The following is a 14,602-nucleotide window of genomic DNA, read 5'->3' as shown; positions in this document are numbered from 1 at the left end:
CCCCAATCCCCCCGCCCTCTTCCAACGGCGAAGGTGAACCGGAGCGCTGAAGCCCAAGCCCCGTCCGGAAGCCACTTCTGCTTCCGGACCCGGCGGCGCGGCCGTCACGTCAGGGCGCGCAGACGACCTGTTCGTCCTGCACGGTGCACGACGAGCAGTCCTGCGTCTTCTTCAGCACGCCGCCCTGGCACAGCAGCAGGGCCGCGCCGTTCGGGCTGCACACGCCCTTGCCCTCGGCGTCCTGCGCGCACGCGTCGTTCTCGATGTTGAGGGACGTGTCGCACCGCACGCTGTCCGACAGCTCACGGCAGCCCAGCGGCCCGCGGCAGGCCAGCGAGCGCCACGTCCCGGCCCGGCACTCCAGCGCCTGCGCGTCATCCAGGCACACGTAGTCCCCGCCGTCACACGAGTCACCCGAGCCCGGCCCGCCACAGCCGGAAAGGAGGAGGAAGCCGAAGGACAGGAGCGCGAGAGAAAGACGGTTCATGGGTGGCGGCGACTCTTCGCGAGCGGTTTTTCCCTGTCAACCGCCGCCGAGCGTCTCGCGAAAGTAACGTCGGAAGTTGCCACCCATCACACGTTCCACCCAGGACTCCGGGTGTCGTCGCAACAGCGCCTCGGTGAGGCGGGGCAGGTCCGTCACGTCCCGCATGCCCTTGGGCAGCGCCACCATGCCGTCGTAGTCGGAGCCCACGCCCACGCCCTCCTCGCCCATGACATCCACCGCGTGCTCCACGTGGCGGACCACGTCGTCCATCGTGTCGCCGCCCAGGTACACCGGCGCCAGGATGATGCCCACCACGCCGCCGCGCTGCGCGATGGTGCGCAGCGCCACGTCGGACAGGTTGCGCCAGCCACCGCCCGCCGCGCGCACGCCGGTGTGCGAACTGAAGTAGCGCACGGTGGGGTGCGCGAAGAGGTCCGTGAGCGTCTGCTCGGACGCGTGCGCCACGTCCACGCTCAGCCCCAGGTGGGCCATCTGCTCCATCACCTGATGCCCCAGCGGCGTCAGCCCCCGGTTGCCCATCATCGGGAAGGATGAGCCGCCCAGGTCGTTGTTGGACAGGTGCGTAAGCCCCATGAAGCGCACCCCGCGCCGGTGCAGCTCCGCCAGTCGCTCCACCTTGCCTTCGATGGCATGGCCTCCCTCCACGCCCAGCACCGCCGACAGGCGCCCGTGCGCGAGGTTGTCCTCCAGCCCCACCCCGGTGGTGGCGATGCGCACCGTGTCCCCGGAGCGCGCGCAGAAGGACTCCAGCTTCTCAATCTGCCAGAGGGCGCGCAGCCATTCGCCGCCGCGCGCCTCGCGGGGCCACTTGCGCCACGCGGCGAACAGCGGGAAGCCGCCAATGAAGGGGAAGCCCCGGGTCACCAGTGTGAAGCACTGCAACTTCACCCCCGCCTCGCGAAGGCGGGGGAAGTCCACGTGCCCTTCCGTCGACCGCTCGCACAGGTCGCGGTTCCACATCAGTGAATCCGCATGACCGTCCGCGATGCACCAGCGCTGGTGCAATTCCTTCACGTCACCCATGCCAGCAGTCTTCGCCACCGCCTCCCGCGATGACAAGCACCCGCTCACCCGGACCGTGCATCAGTTCCAGTCCGCGCCGCTGTCGTCGTCGGCCCAGACCTCATCCTCCAGCGGCAGGCCGGCCTCCGCGCTCCCCGCAGGCCCCACGAGGGCATCCGTCCGCACCTCCGCCACCTCGCGAAGCGCTTCGGGAGGACCATAGGGCCGCCCCGCCGCGCCCATCAGCTCCCGCAGCGCGTCCCGCAGCTCCGCCCCGGTCTGGAAGCGCGCGTCGCGCTCACGCCGCAGCAGCCGCCGGAGCACCGCCCGCATGCCTTCGGACAACCCCCGCGTCGCATGCTCCACGTGCGCCGGCGCCAGGCACGCCATGCGCGCGGCCATCAGCGGCGCGGGCAACCAGCTGGGTGTCTCCGCGCACAGCCCCCGCGCGCCGGGAAGAGGCAGTGCCTGCTGCGCCGCGCGCTCCACGTCCTCCAGGTCCAGCAGGTGCAATCCGGTAAGCAGCTCCAGGAGCACCATCCCCAGGGAGAACAGGTCCGCCCGTCCATCCAGCGGCTGGCCCTCCAGGGCCTCCGGCGAGGCATAGGCCACGTCCCCACGCACGAGCCCCGGCTCCGTCACCACGCGCCCCGGCAGCCGCGACCACGCGAGCGCGAAGTCCGAAAGCCGCACCCGCCCGTGCACATCCACGCGCACCGAGCGCGGGCTCACGTCCCGGTGCACGACGCCCACCGGGAATCCGCGCGCATCCTCCAGCGCGTGGGCATGGTGGAGCGCGTCCGCCACCTCCGCGCCCACGTACGCGACGAACGCCTCCGAGAACGGCCGCCTGCGCAGCGCCGCGAAGCTGGACAGCGTCTCCAGGCACGGGCCGTCCACGTATTCCATGACGAGGTGGGGCGCGCCGTCGTGCACGCGCACCAGGTACACCGGGGCGATGGCCGGGTGGCTCAGCCGCATGAGCAGCTTCACCTCCTCGCGCAGCCGGGCCCGCCCTACGTCGTCCCCGACGTCGCGCAGCCGTTTGATGAGCACCAGGCCCCCCGGCGTGCGCGCGTAGTGCCGGCGGGCGAGCAGCAGCTCCCCTCCGGCGCGCGACCCCAGGTAGCGCACCAGCTCATAAGACGTGGCCCCGGTGGAGAAGAGGATGAAGGGCCGGGACGCGGACTGCGCGGGGGGATGGGTGGCCATCGTGGATGACGCTCCTTCGGGAGGCGCTTCCCGGGGGTGGGAAGGCATGAGGAAGACCTCACGCCCGCGTCCTACCACCCGGGTCAGACATTCCCGCCCCACCCCACCGGGTGTATCCCCGACTAAAAAGGAAACGGCCCCCGCGCTGCCGCGGGAGCCGTCGCCTTCAAGCCATTTCATGCCTGCGCACCGACGCGCGCGGGGCGCGAAACTACTTGTCCAGCTTCTTCACGGCCGCCACCAGCGTCACGTCGCGGGCGACCATGTCCTTGCCGTCCATCACGTACGAGGCGCGCACCTGCGAGCCTTCCTTGATGTCGTCCATCTTCACCGCGCGGCTGCCGTTGTCCATCAGCGCCGTCTTGTCGTTGGTCTTGATCTTCAGCTCGCGGTTGTTGCTGTCCACCACCGTCAGCGTGTCACCCGACTTCGACAGCACGCGACCGTTGATGGTCGTGGCGGCGGCGGTCGCGCCGGCCATGCCCGAGCCACCCTGGGCCAGGTCGTCATTCAGGTCCTCGTTGCGGTTGGCCTGCGCCTCGGCCAGGTCCTGCTCCTCGTCGCGCACGTCCTCATTGGCGGCGGCGATCTTGTTGTTGGCGTCCTGGCGCGCCTCCGCGATGTCCTCGTTGGTGTCGCGCTGCGCGGCGCCGATCTCCTCGTTGGCGTCGTGCTGCGCGGAGGCCACCTCACGGCCCTCATCCTGACGCGCTTCCGCCGTCTCCTGCGCCGCTTCCTGGCGAGCCTCGGCGACGTCCTCGCGCTGCTCCTGGACGTCGTCCTTCTTGCAGCCCGCGACCATCGTCAGCCCCGCCACCGCAGTAACCGCAATCATGAGCTTCCGCATGTGACTGCCCCCTGTGTGATGTGTTCTGGAAGCCGGTGGATTTGTTCCCCGGCGTTGGGCAGAAACTGGTCGCTCCCCCCGTACCTGCACAGGGGTTGTCAGCGACGGATCCAGGACACAGGGGGCCCTTTCCGATGAAAAAGGCCCTGGTCGCCTGCCTGCTGGGGAGGCGGAACAAACTCAACAGAGCGCGAAAAATCCGTCGGGGCGCTCTGTAACAGGGCTGTTTCGTGAAGGAGGCTGTGCGTTGACAGGGCAGAACCGCCCTTGTACTGGCAGCGGCGGTCCCCGCGAGGAGCACGTGCGGGTCGCAAGGAGTCGTGACGCCGTGACGGTGTGGGTCAACGGAGAAGCGCGAGAGCTGCCGGAGGGTGGCACCCTTTCGTCCCTGCTGACGCTGCTGGGGTTGAGCAGCGGGCCGGGGGTGGCGGTGGAGGTGAACGCGGAGGTGGTGCGCCGCGCCCGTCACCCCGAGCACCGGCTCCAGGATGGGGACCGGGTGGAGATCGTCACCTTCGTGGGTGGCGGGTGAGTGCAGGCCTGAAAGAGGACACGGTCATGAGCGGTATCGCGGACAAGCCCTTCACGCTGGCGGGAGTGACGTTCACCTCGCGGCTCATCGTGGGGACGGGGAAGTACCCCAGCCACGAGGTGATGAAGCAGTGCCACGACGCCTCCGGCGCGGAGCTCGTCACGGTGGCGGTGCGGCGCCTGGACCTGAAGGCCACGGGCGAGGCGTCGCTGATGAACTGGATTGACCGCAACAAGCTGCGCCTGCTGCCCAACACGGCGCTCTGCTACACGGCGGACGACGCGGTGCGCACCTGCCGGCTCGCCGAAGAGCTGGGCATGAGCAAGTGGGTGAAGCTGGAGGTCCTGGGCGACGAGAAGACGCTCTACCCGGACGTCGAGGAGACGCTGAAGGCGGCACGCATCCTGGTGAAGGAGGGCTTCACGGTGCTGCCCTACACCAGCGACGACCCCATCACGGCGCGCAAGCTGGAGGACGCGGGCTGCGCGGCGGTGATGCCGCTGGCGGCGCCCATCGGCAGCGGCCTGGGCATCCGCAACCCGCACAACCTGCGCCTCATCCGCGAGGTGGTGAAGGTGCCGGTCATCGTGGACGCGGGCGTGGGCACCGCGTCCGACGCGGCCATCGCCATGGAGCTGGGCGTGGACGCGCTGCTCATGAACACCGCCATCGCGGGCGCGAAGGATCCGGTGCGCATGGCCGTGGCCATGAAGAAGGCGGTGGAGGCCGGCCGCGACGCGTACCTGGCCGGCCGCATTCCGCGCAAGGCATACGGCTCCGCGTCCAGCCCCATCGAAGGGCTCGTCGAGTAGTGACGTCCCTGCCCCGCCTCGTCGTCATCACCGACTGGCGCCTTCCCCGGACGCGGCTGGTGTCCGCGCTGGAGCGGGCGCTGGAGGCGGGGCCCGACGTCGCCGTGCAGCACCGTCACCCGGAGGCCTCCGGCCGCCTGTTCCTGGAGGAGGCCCGGCTCGTGGCGGACCTCTGCCGGGCCCGGGGGCGGGCGCTGTTCGTCAATGGCAGATTGGACGTCGCGCTGCTCGTGGGCGCGCACCTGCACCTGCCCGCGTCCGGTCCTTCTCCCAGGGACGTGCGCCCGCACCTGCCCGAAGGTCGGCTCCTCAGCGTGGCGGTGCATGACGCGAGCGAGGCGGATGCAGCGGTGGGAGCAGACCTGGCGTTGGTGAGCCCGGTGTTCGCGCCCGGCTCCAAGCCGGGGGACACACGGGCCACGCTGGGTCCGGAGGGGTTCCAGGCGCTCGCGGCCCGGCTGCCCTGCCCAGCCCTGGCGCTGGGCGGGATGACGCCCGAGCGCGCGAGGATGGTGCCCGGGGCCCTGGGCGTCGCGGTCATCTCCGCCGTGCTGGAGGCGGACGACCCGCGCGAGGCGGCCCGGGCGCTGCTGGAGGCGTGCGCGCCTCCTCACGATTGAAGGAGCAGGCCCCCAGGCAGGACCGAGCTGGACGCATGCGCGGCCCTACTCGGTGGAGGCGCGCTATGCTGCGCGGCCGTGAATCCCTCCGCGACTTCCGCTGAACTGCGCCCGCTCGCCATCGGGGAAATCATCGACCGCGCCGCGACGTTCTGGCGCGCGCACCTGAAGCCCCTGTTCGTCCTGTGTCTGGGGTTCGACCTGGTCAACTACATCGCGGTCAAGGTCTTCACCTTCGCGATGACGCGCGTGGTGGGCGTGCTGCCGGGGTTGCAGGGGCCGAGCGCGGGGACGAACCCGAGGGAGGCGCTGACCCAGTCGGGCATCGCGATGGGGATGATGGGCGTGCTGTATGTGTTCCTCATCTGGAACTTCTGGTTCGCCACCACGGCGGCGGCACGGTACGTCGTGCCCGCGCACCTGGGGGATCCAGTGCGTCCCATGGACGGCCTGCGCCGCGCGGTGTCCCGGTTGGGCACGCTGACGGCCACCTACCTGCTGTCCCTGGGCTGGTCCCTGGGCGTGACGGTGCTGCTGTGCCTGCCGGGCTCCATCGTCATGGGGCTGGCCGTGGTGGCGGTCGTCACGGGCAAGGGCGCGGGAGGAAGCACGGCGCTGAGCGTGGCGCTGATCATCATCGGCGCCATCCTGCTGGGACTGGGCGGACTGGCCGCGGTGCTCTGGTACTTCCTGCGCTTCATGTTGCTGCCGCCCGTGCTGGCGATGGAGGACGTGGGCGCATGGACCGCCTTCAAGCGCTCCGGGGCGTTGCTGTCCGGCCGCGTGGAGCCGGGCTTCATGGGGCGCGGGACGGTGCGGGCCATGGTGCTGTCCACGGTGGTGGGCGGCATCCTCGTGGCGGTGAGCCTGGTGTCGGGACTGCCCGCGTGGATCGTGCGACTGACCTACGGCGGCAACCTGTTGGATCCGGCGGCCCAGGCGGCCATCCCCCAGGCCCTGCTGGTGCCCGCGGAGCTGTTGCAGGTGGTGGGGCAATCCTTCTTCACACCGCTGAGCTTCGTCGTCTCGGCGTTCTTCTACGTGGACATGCGCGTGCGCCGCGAGGGCCTGGATCTGGAGCGCCGGCTCGCGACCCCGGACCCGACGACGCAGTCCACCTGACACCCGGCTCCCCGTGCCCGCCCTGCCCCTGCTCCTGCTGGTGTCCGCCCTGCCCTGCGCCGACCGCGAAGCCGTCGCGCAGCGGCTCGAGGAGACGGCGCGTGCCCGGCCCCAGGAATTCAACGCGGAGGTGAACCGGCTGGTGGAGCAGTTGGAAGGCGTGCCCCTGCCGCCCGGAACCTCGGGCCAGACACCGGAGGGCCGGGCCCGCCAGCTCACGGTGTACCTGGAAGCGGTGTGCACGCTGGAGGCAGGGCAGCAGCAGGCCGACGCCCCCGAAGTCGCGAGCGATCCGGAGCGGCTGCGCGCCATCCTCGACCGGCCGGAGTTCGCGAGGGCACGCCAGCGCAACAGCGACGTGTTGACGCGCCTGCTGCGCGAGCTGGAGACCTGGCTGGAAGGGCTCTTCGAATCCAGGGGTGCGCAAGGCTTCGCCGTGGCCACGCGCGCGCTGATGCTGGGCGTGGCGCTCGCAGTGGTCCTGTTCGGCGTGCTGCGCGTGCGGTGGCGCAGGAGTCGGAAGGTCGCCGTCGCGCCGGGAGCGGAAGGAGCAGCGCAACCCCTGGAGCTGGACACGCCCGGAGAACACCTGGGCCGGGCGCGCACCGCGCTGGAGACGGAGGACGCGCGCGAAGCCATCCGTGAAGGACTCCTGGGCCTGCTGTCCACGCTGGAGCAGCGCAAGCTGGCAAGGCCCGACCGTGTGAAGACGAACCGCGAGCTGGCCGCGGAGCTTCCCACGCGCGGAGCCCCCGCCAGGGTGACGGGCGAGGTGGAGCGACTGGTGGGCTGGTACGACCAGGCCTTCTATTCACTGGAGCCCGTCCCCCGTGACGAGGCCGCGCGCTTCGTGGAGGCCGTGGAGCAACTGCACGGCTCGCTCGCGGAGGGCCGGCCGTGAAGAACGCACGCGTCGCGGCGGTCCTGGGCCTGCTGATCGCGGTGGCGCTGGCGGTGGGACTCGCCTCGCGTGAGGCCGCGCCGGATTCACCCATGCCGTCCATCACGAATCCCGGCCCCCTGGGACTCAAGGCCCTCTTCGTGTACCTGCGCGAAGGTGGCAGGGACGTCAGCGCGCAGGAAGCATCGCTGGAGTCACTCCCCGCCGAAACGCGCACGTTGATCATCGCCGCGCCCCAGGCCCAACCGGTGACGAAGGAAGAGGTCTCCGCGCTGGACCGCTTCGTCCAGGGGGGCGGCACGCTCGTGTACCTGTCGCCGCACGCGTTGGGGAAACACCAGCCGGGCCTGGAGGAATGGCTGGGATTGGTCTCGGGCGCCCTTCCGGGCACGAACCACGAAGGACTCGACTCCGAATGGGTGGACCCCGCGGGCGTCACCGTGGATGTCTGGCTTCCAGCGGGCGCGCTGCGCGGACTGTCCTGGCTGCGCGTGTCGCGCGACCGGAGTCTGCGCATGGAGCGCGAGGACGCGGTGCCCCTCGCGGGCCGGGCCGGGGCCAGCGTGGTGTGGCGCTGGGCCCACGGCAAGGGCGAGGTCTACGTGGTCGCGGGCGCGGACCTCGCGGAGAACCGGCGGCTGGAGCTGCTCGACAACCTGCGCTTCTGGGATGCGCTCGCCGCACGCGGCCCGCTGCGCTTCGACGAGTTCCACCACGCCACCGTCACCCGCCCTCCCCTGTCCCACGGCCTCTGGGTGTTCATCGCGCAGGCCCTCGCGGTGGGCCTGGTCTACGTCGTCTCACGGGGCACGCGCTTCGGTGCCCCGCGCCCCGTGCGCGTGGAGCGCCACCGCTCGTCGCGCGAATATGTGCGCTCGCTCGGGTGGCTCATGCGCCGTGCGAAGGTGGAGGCGGAGCTGCTGCCGGAGCTCGACAGCGCCCTGCGACGCTTGATGCAGGAGCGGCTGGGCATTGCCCCGTCCCTGCCGGACGCGGAGGCCGCGCGGCTCCTGGAGGAGACCTGCGGTGTGCCCGCGCGCGAATACCTGGACGCGAAGGAGGACCTCGTTCGCACCCGGGGGCGCACGCCCGTGAAGCCCTCCGACTACACCCGGCTCGCGCGCCGCTACGCGAACCTGGAGCGCCGGGTGACGGGACGCGCGGGCGACGCCCCGCGATGACGAAGGCGCGGTGCCCGGAACCCTCCGGACCCGCGCCCTCTTGTCGCCCGGTACCTGACCGGACCTACAGCTTCTTGCCCGCCGCGAGCATCGCCTCACCCACGTGCTGGCGGATCTCCGCGACGCGCGCCTCCCAGCTCTCGTGGAAGATCTTCTCCGCGCGCTCGCGGTTCGGACCCGGCTTGTCCGCCAGCGCCGCGTTCACCTTCTCCACGTAGTCCTCCGGCGTGGTGGCGATGCGGCACAGGCCCACCTTGCGCACCTCCGGCAGGTCGGACGACACCACCGGCAGGCCGGACGCCAGGTACTCACGCACCTTCAGCGGGTTGGAGTTGAGCGTCAGCTCGTTGATGACGAACGGGTTGAGCGCCACGTCGAAGGCCTTGTTGTAGCCCGGCAGCTGCGCGTACGGCTTGCGCCCCAGCATGTGGATGTTCGGCTGCGCGCGCAGCTTGGAGTCGTCGCAGTCCGGCGTCGTCTTGCCCACGATGACCACCGACCCCTCCGGGTGCGCCTTCGCGCAGGCCACGATGGCGTCCTGATCGATCCAGTCCGCCACCAGGCCGAAGAAGCCGATGATGGGCTTGGGCAGCTTCGCGATGTCCTCCGGAATCTGCGTCTCCGCGTCGCACGCCTTCACGAAGTGCGTGAAGTCCGTGCCGTGGCGCACCAGCACCGTGCGCTTGTTCAGCTTCTTCTTGTTCTCATACAGGCGCTCCGCGGACGTGATGCACATGTCCGCGCGGCGCAGCAGCCGCTCCTCCAGCTCCGCGATGTGCTTGCCATTCGTGTCGCTGAACGCGGAGAACTCATCCACGCAGTGGTACACGACGAAGTCCTCGCCCAGCGTGCCGGACACCGGCGCGGACGCGGGCAGGAAGCTCCAGGAGATGGGGCGCTCGAACTTGAGCTGCTTCATCGCGCGCAGCACCTGCAGCCGCAGCAGGTGGCGGTTCGCCTTGCGCACCGTCTCCGAGCCGTAGAACGGAATCGCCAGCGGCGCCAGCACGTGCAGGTTGGGCTCCACCTCGCGGATGCCCTCGCTGAACGACTTCAGCTTCCGGATGATCCGGTTCGCGTCGTGCGCGTTCACCTTGGGCGCGCGGTTGCCAATGCTGTTCACCCACAGCACGCGGTTGTCCCGCGCGAGGATCCGCATGATGTGGACCTTCGACAGCGGGTCCCCATCCCAGTCGTTGGAGAACACCACCAGGTCACGCCCGCGAAGGGCCCGCTTCGACAGATCCATCTCGTCACTGCGACGCATCGTCTTCTCCTGAAGTCCAAATCCAGATTGCGAAACCATGAAGCGCTCCCGTTGCCGGAAGCCCCACTACCTGCCCCATCACGCCGCGTTCACCGTTCCTGCACCTGCGATGCCGGACGGCAGCAGTTCCGCGTACACGTCCAGCAATACCGGCCCCACGTCCGGGGCCATCACCTGGGCCGGGCCCGCCTTCAGCGCCTCGCGCACCGCCTGCGCCAGCGAGTGCTCGTCCCCGGCCTTGAACAACCGCGTCCCATCCGGGCGCGGGCACACGTCGCTCGCCACGCAGGGCACGCCCAGCGCCAGCGCCTCGCGCACGGAGAGCGAGTCCCCGTCGTGCGTGGTGGGCCGGATGAAGGCATCCGCCTGGGACAAGAGCCCCAGCGCCTTCGCGTGCTCCAGTTCGCCCAGGTCCTCCAGCAGCCCCGCGACCCCCAGCTCCCGCGCGTCGCGGATGAACTCCTCGGAGCGCGTGCCCGGACCGAACAGCGCCAGGCCCACCCTCGGATGCGTCTCCGCGAGCAGCTTCAGCGCGCGGAACATCTGCTTGCGCCCGTACACGGGCGACGGATGGTGCGCCATCGCCAGCAGCGGCTGCCGGCGCGAACGCGCGGCCTCCACCTCCGACGTCACCGGCCCGGGCTGAACCTGCGAGCCGCAGAACGCCGGATGCACCAGCACCTTCTCCGCCGGCACGCCGCACGCGATGACCGCGTCGCGCACCGCCGGGGAGACGGCCACCACCCGCGCATACCCCGCGAGCGCCGTGCGGGCGAACACCCGCCGGGCCTGCGACGCGGCCAGGTAGTCTGGAATCAACCCCGAGTGCAGCGTGATGACGCGCGGCGAACGGGGCCCGGGCATGCTGCCCACCAGCGCCGCCAGCACCCACGCCTTCGGGTTGTTGCCACTGGTGTGCAGGTGGGTCACCCAACCCGCGGAAGTGAATCCCGCGAGCCGCAGGCCGAACGCGGCGGCGCCTTGCACGGGGAGGACGTCCGGAGCCGGCCGGCCACCCTTCCCGATATCGAGCACCTTCGTTTCGACCCCGCGGCCGCGAAGAAATTGATGGAGTTGTCGGACGTGGATGGACACCCCGCCGTAGGGCGGCGGGTAGTCACCGACGAGCAGCACGCGCATGGGCAGGTCCCCTCTTCTTCCGACGGACGGCCCTAGCGGGACGACGCCTGCGCGGGAGGGCGCGGAACCTGGGTGAGCTTCGTCGTCGGACGCGGGGGCAACAGGCCCATCTCGCGCTGGTACGTGGTCAGCGGATCCGCGTCCTGGCGGATCACCTTCGCGGGCACGCCCGCCACCACCGCGCCCGCGGGCACGTCCTTCACCACCACCGCGTTGGCGCCAATCACCGCGAAGTCGCCCACGTGGATGTTGCCCAGCACCTTGGCCCCGGCGCCGATGCGCACGTAGTCACCAATCACCGGCGCGCCTTCAAGCCCCGAGCGACCGCCAATGGTCACCTGCTGGGAGATGAGCACGTGACGGCCCACCTTCGCCGCCTTGTGGATGACCACGCCGATGCCGCCGTAGCCCAGCTGCGTCCCCTCGCCCAGCTCCGCGTCCTCGGGGATGTAGGAGCTGTGGAGGTAGTAGATGGCCTTGCGAAGCACGGCCGGCAGCAGCGGAACACCGCGCATCCGAAGCCCGTGCGCCATCCGGTACAGCGTCATCGCATCGAATCCCATCACGCTTCTCCCTCGCCCTCGCCCGAACTCCGTGACGCCGGGAAACTAAGTACCCACGTGGGGAGAGGGAAGTCCTCCCCACGCGTCTGATTCCCGACGACGATCACACCGCCCGGCGGGGCCGGAGGGACTGCAACGCGCTCAACGGGCGAACCCCTTGCGCATACAAGCCCACCACGTAGCCCACGACGAAGAGCAGCCCCGCCACCGCCAGGGGAAGCACGCGCCACAGGAAGCCCGCGGGCAGGTCCACCCACGCGTCGTGCACCCCGGAGCGCAGCAGGAAGATGCTGCCGCCCGCGATGCCCGCCGCCAGCGTCGCCTGACCCAGCTCCCGCCACGGAATCACATCCACGAGGCCCAGCTTCCGCTGGGGGGTGGACAGTGCCGCGGGCACGCGGGACAGCAGCATCCCCTTGCCCACCACCTCCGCCAGCGCCCACGAACCGATGCCGCCCATCATCCCGAAGTGCTTCACGCCGAACCACAGGAGCGGCACCGTCACCACCGCCTTCACCAGGTACGAGGCGAAGATGGCGCGCGTCAGCCCCCGGGCCCGGAGCGTCCCGTCCATGGGCAGGATGGAGAGCACCACGCCCAGCACGCTCACCCGGAAGATGGGGACCGCGGGCAGGAACTTCTGACCGAACATCGCCCCCACGAACTCCGGCGCCGCCGCGAAGAGGAACGCCGCGAAGGGCAGGAACACGTACGCCAGCTTCCCGGCCGCCTCCCGGAACGCGTCCACGCCCTCCTCCAGCCGGCCCTCGCGCTCCAATTCGCCCAGGCGCACCATCAGCACCTCGCTGGTGGGCGTGTAGAGCAGGTCCACCACCGGAAGCTGGAAGCAGCCCACGCGGTAGAGCGCGTACACCGCCGGGGCCACCACGCCCGCGACCGCGTACAGGTGCGCGTTCTGTTGGGGAATGGCCAGACACATGGCCGCGCCGAACGGCGCCGAATACAAGAGCTGCTCGCGGAACAGCTTGCGGTCCACCAGCGGCCCCGTGGACCCGCGCAGCGACACCAGCCACGTCGCCGCGTACCGGAACCCCGCGAACGCGGCCACCGCGATCATCATCCCGTGCAGGGAGAAGCCCAACAGCGGCGGCACCACCATCACCAGCGCGCGCACCGCGTCGGACACCAGGTACACCACCGCGGACGCCTTCGTCTTGCCCTGGCTGGTGAGCGAAATCTCCAGCGGGTAGCTGCCCAGGAAGAACGCCGTGTAGATGGCGAGCGACGCCCGGTACTCCATCAGCGCCGGGTTGTTGAAGTAGGCCGCCACGTGGCCCAGGAAGGCCCACACCAGCGCCGCCGCCACGAGCCCCGCCCCCGACACGAACAGCAGCGCGTGCCCCAGGTAGGGCCGCTTCGCCTCCGTGCGCGGCAGGAAGTAGTAGAGGCTCTGCGCCACGCCGAAGGGCAGCACGTAGGAGAGCGTCGTGGCGATGAGGAACAGCTGGTAGTAGGTGCCGTACTCCTCCAGGCGCAACACCCGGGCGAGCACGAGCGGAATGGACAACGTCAGCCCGGCGGTGAAAAGCCGGGCCAACACCAGCGGGCCGGCGCGCCCCAGGAACGACGGGGCCGCGACCGGCTTGGGTGACGCACTCACTGGAAATCCTCCGGCAGCGCCGCCTCCGGGGCCAGGGCCACGTCCGACGCCACCACCACCTGGGTACCCGCCACCGCCGCGGCAACCCTGGGGTCCGTCACCAGCACGGGCTCTGTCACCTGCACGACTTCCACCGGCGTCACCTTGGTCAGCGTTGCCGCGGGCAGGACAGTGTCCTGGATGAGCACGTTGGAGCCCGGGATGAGCGATGACAGCGAGTGCGGCCGGCGCCCCAGCACCGGGCGGCTCATGCCCAGCACGCCGAAGCAGTCATCGAACTGGCACACCGTCAGCGCGGACGAGTAGTCCCCCATCATGCCCAGGCTGAAGTTCTCCCACATCACCTTGCGCTTGAGGGTGAACGGGTCGCCCCCCACGCGGTTGGGCAGGTCCTCCGTGGTGACGCCCGAGCGGAAGCCGTTCTGGCTCAGCACCCGGATGATCTCATCCGAGTACCAGCCGTTGCAGTACGCGAAGTCCTTCACCTGGATGCCCACCTCGCGCTCGATGGTGCGCTTGGACTCCAGGATTTCGTGCTCCACCACCGGCGTGGGCTCCTGCGTCAGCACCGTGTGGCCCAGCGTGTGCGCGCCGAACTCGAAGCCGTCGCGCGCCATGGTGCGCACCTCGTCCCAGCTCATCACGTCGCCCTGCTCGGGGACCAGGTCCGCCCCGCCGCCCAGCTGCTGCTCCAGCGCGTCGATGATGCCGGTGAGGATCCGCGTGGGGTGCTCGCCGATGAAGTCGTCCAGCGCCGCGGACACCGTCTTGTGGCCGGAGAGGATGGGGCCCAGCAGGTCCACGGACGGGCCGGGCATCGCTTCGAAGTCGGGGCGGAAGCGGCGCTCCTGCACGCGGCGCAGCAGGTGGAAGAGGCGGTCGTGGTTGAAGCGCTTGTCCGTGTCGATGAACGCCGTGGGCAGGTAGGTGATGGCGGGCACCCCCATCTGCTTCAGCACCGGGTACGCGTACCGGTAGACGTCGCGGTAGCCGTCGTCGAACGTCACCACGCACAGGTCCTTCTTCGCCGTGCGCCGGCCCGCCATCACATCCACCGCGTCGCCAATGCTCGCCAGCTCGTAGCCCGCGGCGTGTGCCTCCTCCAGGTGACGCCGGAAGGTCTCCTGCGAAATCAGCAGGCCCGGGATGGAGCGCTGCAGCTCGCCGGTGAAATCACTCACCACCCGGTGGTAGCTCACGATGAGGATGCGCCGCCCGCCCGACTGCGACCGGCGATACGCCGCCATCGCCTTGCGCACCCCGCTGTAGTGCAT

Annotated in this window: 15 protein-coding genes; 6 read left to right on the top strand and 9 right to left on the bottom strand. The window is 70.3% G+C overall.

All coding sequences use genetic code 11. From position 1 onward, the window contains the following. Window positions 1-109 precede the first annotated feature (109 nt). The 4 genes from D7Y13_RS11965 to D7Y13_RS11950 form a co-directional block, all read right to left on the bottom strand. On the bottom strand, window positions 110-487 hold the full coding sequence (locus D7Y13_RS11965) for a hypothetical protein (protein WP_120582448.1): 378 nt from the start codon (window positions 485-487) through the stop codon (window positions 110-112). A 36-nt stretch (window positions 488-523) separates the two neighbouring features. Continuing rightward, window positions 524-1,531 carry a dipeptidase gene (locus D7Y13_RS11960; protein ID WP_120582447.1) on the bottom strand — a complete coding sequence of 336 codons (1,008 nt, stop codon included), beginning with the start codon at window positions 1,529-1,531 and terminating at the stop codon, window positions 524-526. A gap of 60 nt (window positions 1,532-1,591) precedes the next feature. Continuing rightward, the gene (locus D7Y13_RS11955) at window positions 1,592-2,722 is read right to left on the bottom strand and encodes a serine/threonine-protein kinase (protein ID WP_120582446.1); all 1,131 of its coding nucleotides are present in this window, start codon (window positions 2,720-2,722) and stop codon (window positions 1,592-1,594) included. Between the two features lie 211 nt (window positions 2,723-2,933). Beyond that, complete coding sequence (locus D7Y13_RS11950) at window positions 2,934-3,557, bottom strand: SPFH domain-containing protein (RefSeq protein ID WP_233595309.1); 624 nt, start codon at window positions 3,555-3,557, stop codon at window positions 2,934-2,936. A gap of 340 nt (window positions 3,558-3,897) precedes the next feature. On the opposite strand from D7Y13_RS11950, the gene thiS reads away from it, so the two are divergent. The 6 genes from thiS (at window position 3,898) to D7Y13_RS11920 (ending at window position 8,737) form a co-directional block, all read left to right on the top strand. Continuing rightward, on the top strand, window positions 3,898-4,101 hold the full coding sequence (gene thiS / locus D7Y13_RS11945; protein WP_120537822.1) for a sulfur carrier protein ThiS: 204 nt from the start codon (window positions 3,898-3,900) through the stop codon (window positions 4,099-4,101). Between the two features lie 26 nt (window positions 4,102-4,127). Next, window positions 4,128-4,913, top strand: coding sequence for a thiazole synthase (locus tag D7Y13_RS11940; protein WP_120537821.1), 786 nt, complete (start codon window positions 4,128-4,130; stop codon window positions 4,911-4,913). Then, on the top strand, window positions 4,913-5,533 hold the full coding sequence (locus D7Y13_RS11935; protein WP_120582445.1) for a thiamine phosphate synthase: 621 nt from the start codon (window positions 4,913-4,915) through the stop codon (window positions 5,531-5,533). The genes D7Y13_RS11940 and D7Y13_RS11935 overlap by 1 nt, the downstream gene beginning before the upstream one ends. A gap of 78 nt (window positions 5,534-5,611) precedes the next feature. Continuing rightward, on the top strand, window positions 5,612-6,655 hold the full coding sequence (locus D7Y13_RS11930; RefSeq protein WP_120582444.1) for a hypothetical protein: 1,044 nt from the start codon (window positions 5,612-5,614) through the stop codon (window positions 6,653-6,655). Window positions 6,656-6,668: 13 nt separating this feature from the next. Beyond that, the gene (locus tag D7Y13_RS11925) at window positions 6,669-7,556 is read left to right on the top strand and encodes a DUF4129 domain-containing protein (RefSeq protein WP_120582443.1); all 888 of its coding nucleotides are present in this window, start codon (window positions 6,669-6,671) and stop codon (window positions 7,554-7,556) included. After that, complete coding sequence (locus tag D7Y13_RS11920; protein ID WP_120582442.1) at window positions 7,553-8,737, top strand: DUF4350 domain-containing protein; 1,185 nt, start codon at window positions 7,553-7,555, stop codon at window positions 8,735-8,737. Before D7Y13_RS11925 ends, D7Y13_RS11920 begins: the two co-directional genes overlap by 4 nt. A gap of 64 nt (window positions 8,738-8,801) precedes the next feature. Here the strand turns inward: D7Y13_RS11920 and exoP are convergent, their stop codons facing one another. From exoP to exoL, 5 genes are all read right to left on the bottom strand, one after another. Then, window positions 8,802-10,004 carry a spore coat polysaccharide biosynthesis glycosyltransferase ExoP gene (gene exoP, locus D7Y13_RS11915; protein WP_120532763.1) on the bottom strand — a complete coding sequence of 401 codons (1,203 nt, stop codon included), beginning with the start codon at window positions 10,002-10,004 and terminating at the stop codon, window positions 8,802-8,804. Between the two features lie 78 nt (window positions 10,005-10,082). Further along, window positions 10,083-11,144 (bottom strand): glycosyltransferase family 4 protein, encoded by a 1,062-nt coding sequence (locus D7Y13_RS11910; protein WP_120582441.1) that lies wholly within the window; start codon window positions 11,142-11,144, stop codon window positions 10,083-10,085. Window positions 11,145-11,176: 32 nt separating this feature from the next. Beyond that, a complete protein-coding gene (locus D7Y13_RS11905; protein ID WP_120582440.1) occupies window positions 11,177-11,707 on the bottom strand; it encodes a serine O-acetyltransferase in 531 nt (176 codons plus the stop codon). Between the two features lie 103 nt (window positions 11,708-11,810). Next, entirely contained in the window at window positions 11,811-13,328 is a 1,518-nt protein-coding gene (locus tag D7Y13_RS11900) for an oligosaccharide flippase family protein (protein WP_120582439.1), read from the bottom strand. Further along, window positions 13,325-14,575, bottom strand: coding sequence for a spore coat polysaccharide deacetylase ExoL (gene exoL, locus D7Y13_RS11895; RefSeq protein ID WP_233595313.1), 1,251 nt, complete (start codon window positions 14,573-14,575; stop codon window positions 13,325-13,327). The genes D7Y13_RS11900 and exoL overlap by 4 nt, the downstream gene beginning before the upstream one ends. Window positions 14,576-14,602: the final 27 nt, after the last annotated feature.

The organism is Corallococcus praedator (genome assembly GCF_003612125.1).
In the GTDB taxonomy this organism is placed as follows: Bacteria; Myxococcota; Myxococcia; order Myxococcales; family Myxococcaceae; genus Corallococcus; species Corallococcus praedator.
The sequence above is the reverse complement of the archived record's forward strand: the minus strand, read 5'-3'. Positions and strand labels throughout refer to the sequence as shown.

Coding starts and splice junctions, on each gene's coding strand:
- D7Y13_RS11965 (WP_120582448.1), bottom strand. CDS start 487: ATGAACCGTCTTTCTCTCGCGCTCCTGTCCTTCGGCTTCCTCCTCCTT.
- D7Y13_RS11960 (WP_120582447.1), bottom strand. CDS start 1,531: ATGGGTGACGTGAAGGAATTGCACCAGCGCTGGTGCATCGCGGACGGT.
- D7Y13_RS11955 (WP_120582446.1), bottom strand. CDS start 2,722: ATGGCCACCCATCCCCCCGCGCAGTCCGCGTCCCGGCCCTTCATCCTC.
- D7Y13_RS11950 (WP_233595309.1), bottom strand. CDS start 3,557: ATGATTGCGGTTACTGCGGTGGCGGGGCTGACGATGGTCGCGGGCTGC.
- D7Y13_RS11940 (WP_120537821.1), top strand. CDS start 4,128: ATGAGCGGTATCGCGGACAAGCCCTTCACGCTGGCGGGAGTGACGTTC.
- exoP (WP_120532763.1), bottom strand. CDS start 10,004: ATGCGTCGCAGTGACGAGATGGATCTGTCGAAGCGGGCCCTTCGCGGG.
- D7Y13_RS11910 (WP_120582441.1), bottom strand. CDS start 11,144: ATGCGCGTGCTGCTCGTCGGTGACTACCCGCCGCCCTACGGCGGGGTG.
- D7Y13_RS11905 (WP_120582440.1), bottom strand. CDS start 11,707: ATGGGATTCGATGCGATGACGCTGTACCGGATGGCGCACGGGCTTCGG.
- exoL (WP_233595313.1), bottom strand. CDS start 14,575: ATGGCGGCGTATCGCCGGTCGCAGTCGGGCGGGCGGCGCATCCTCATC.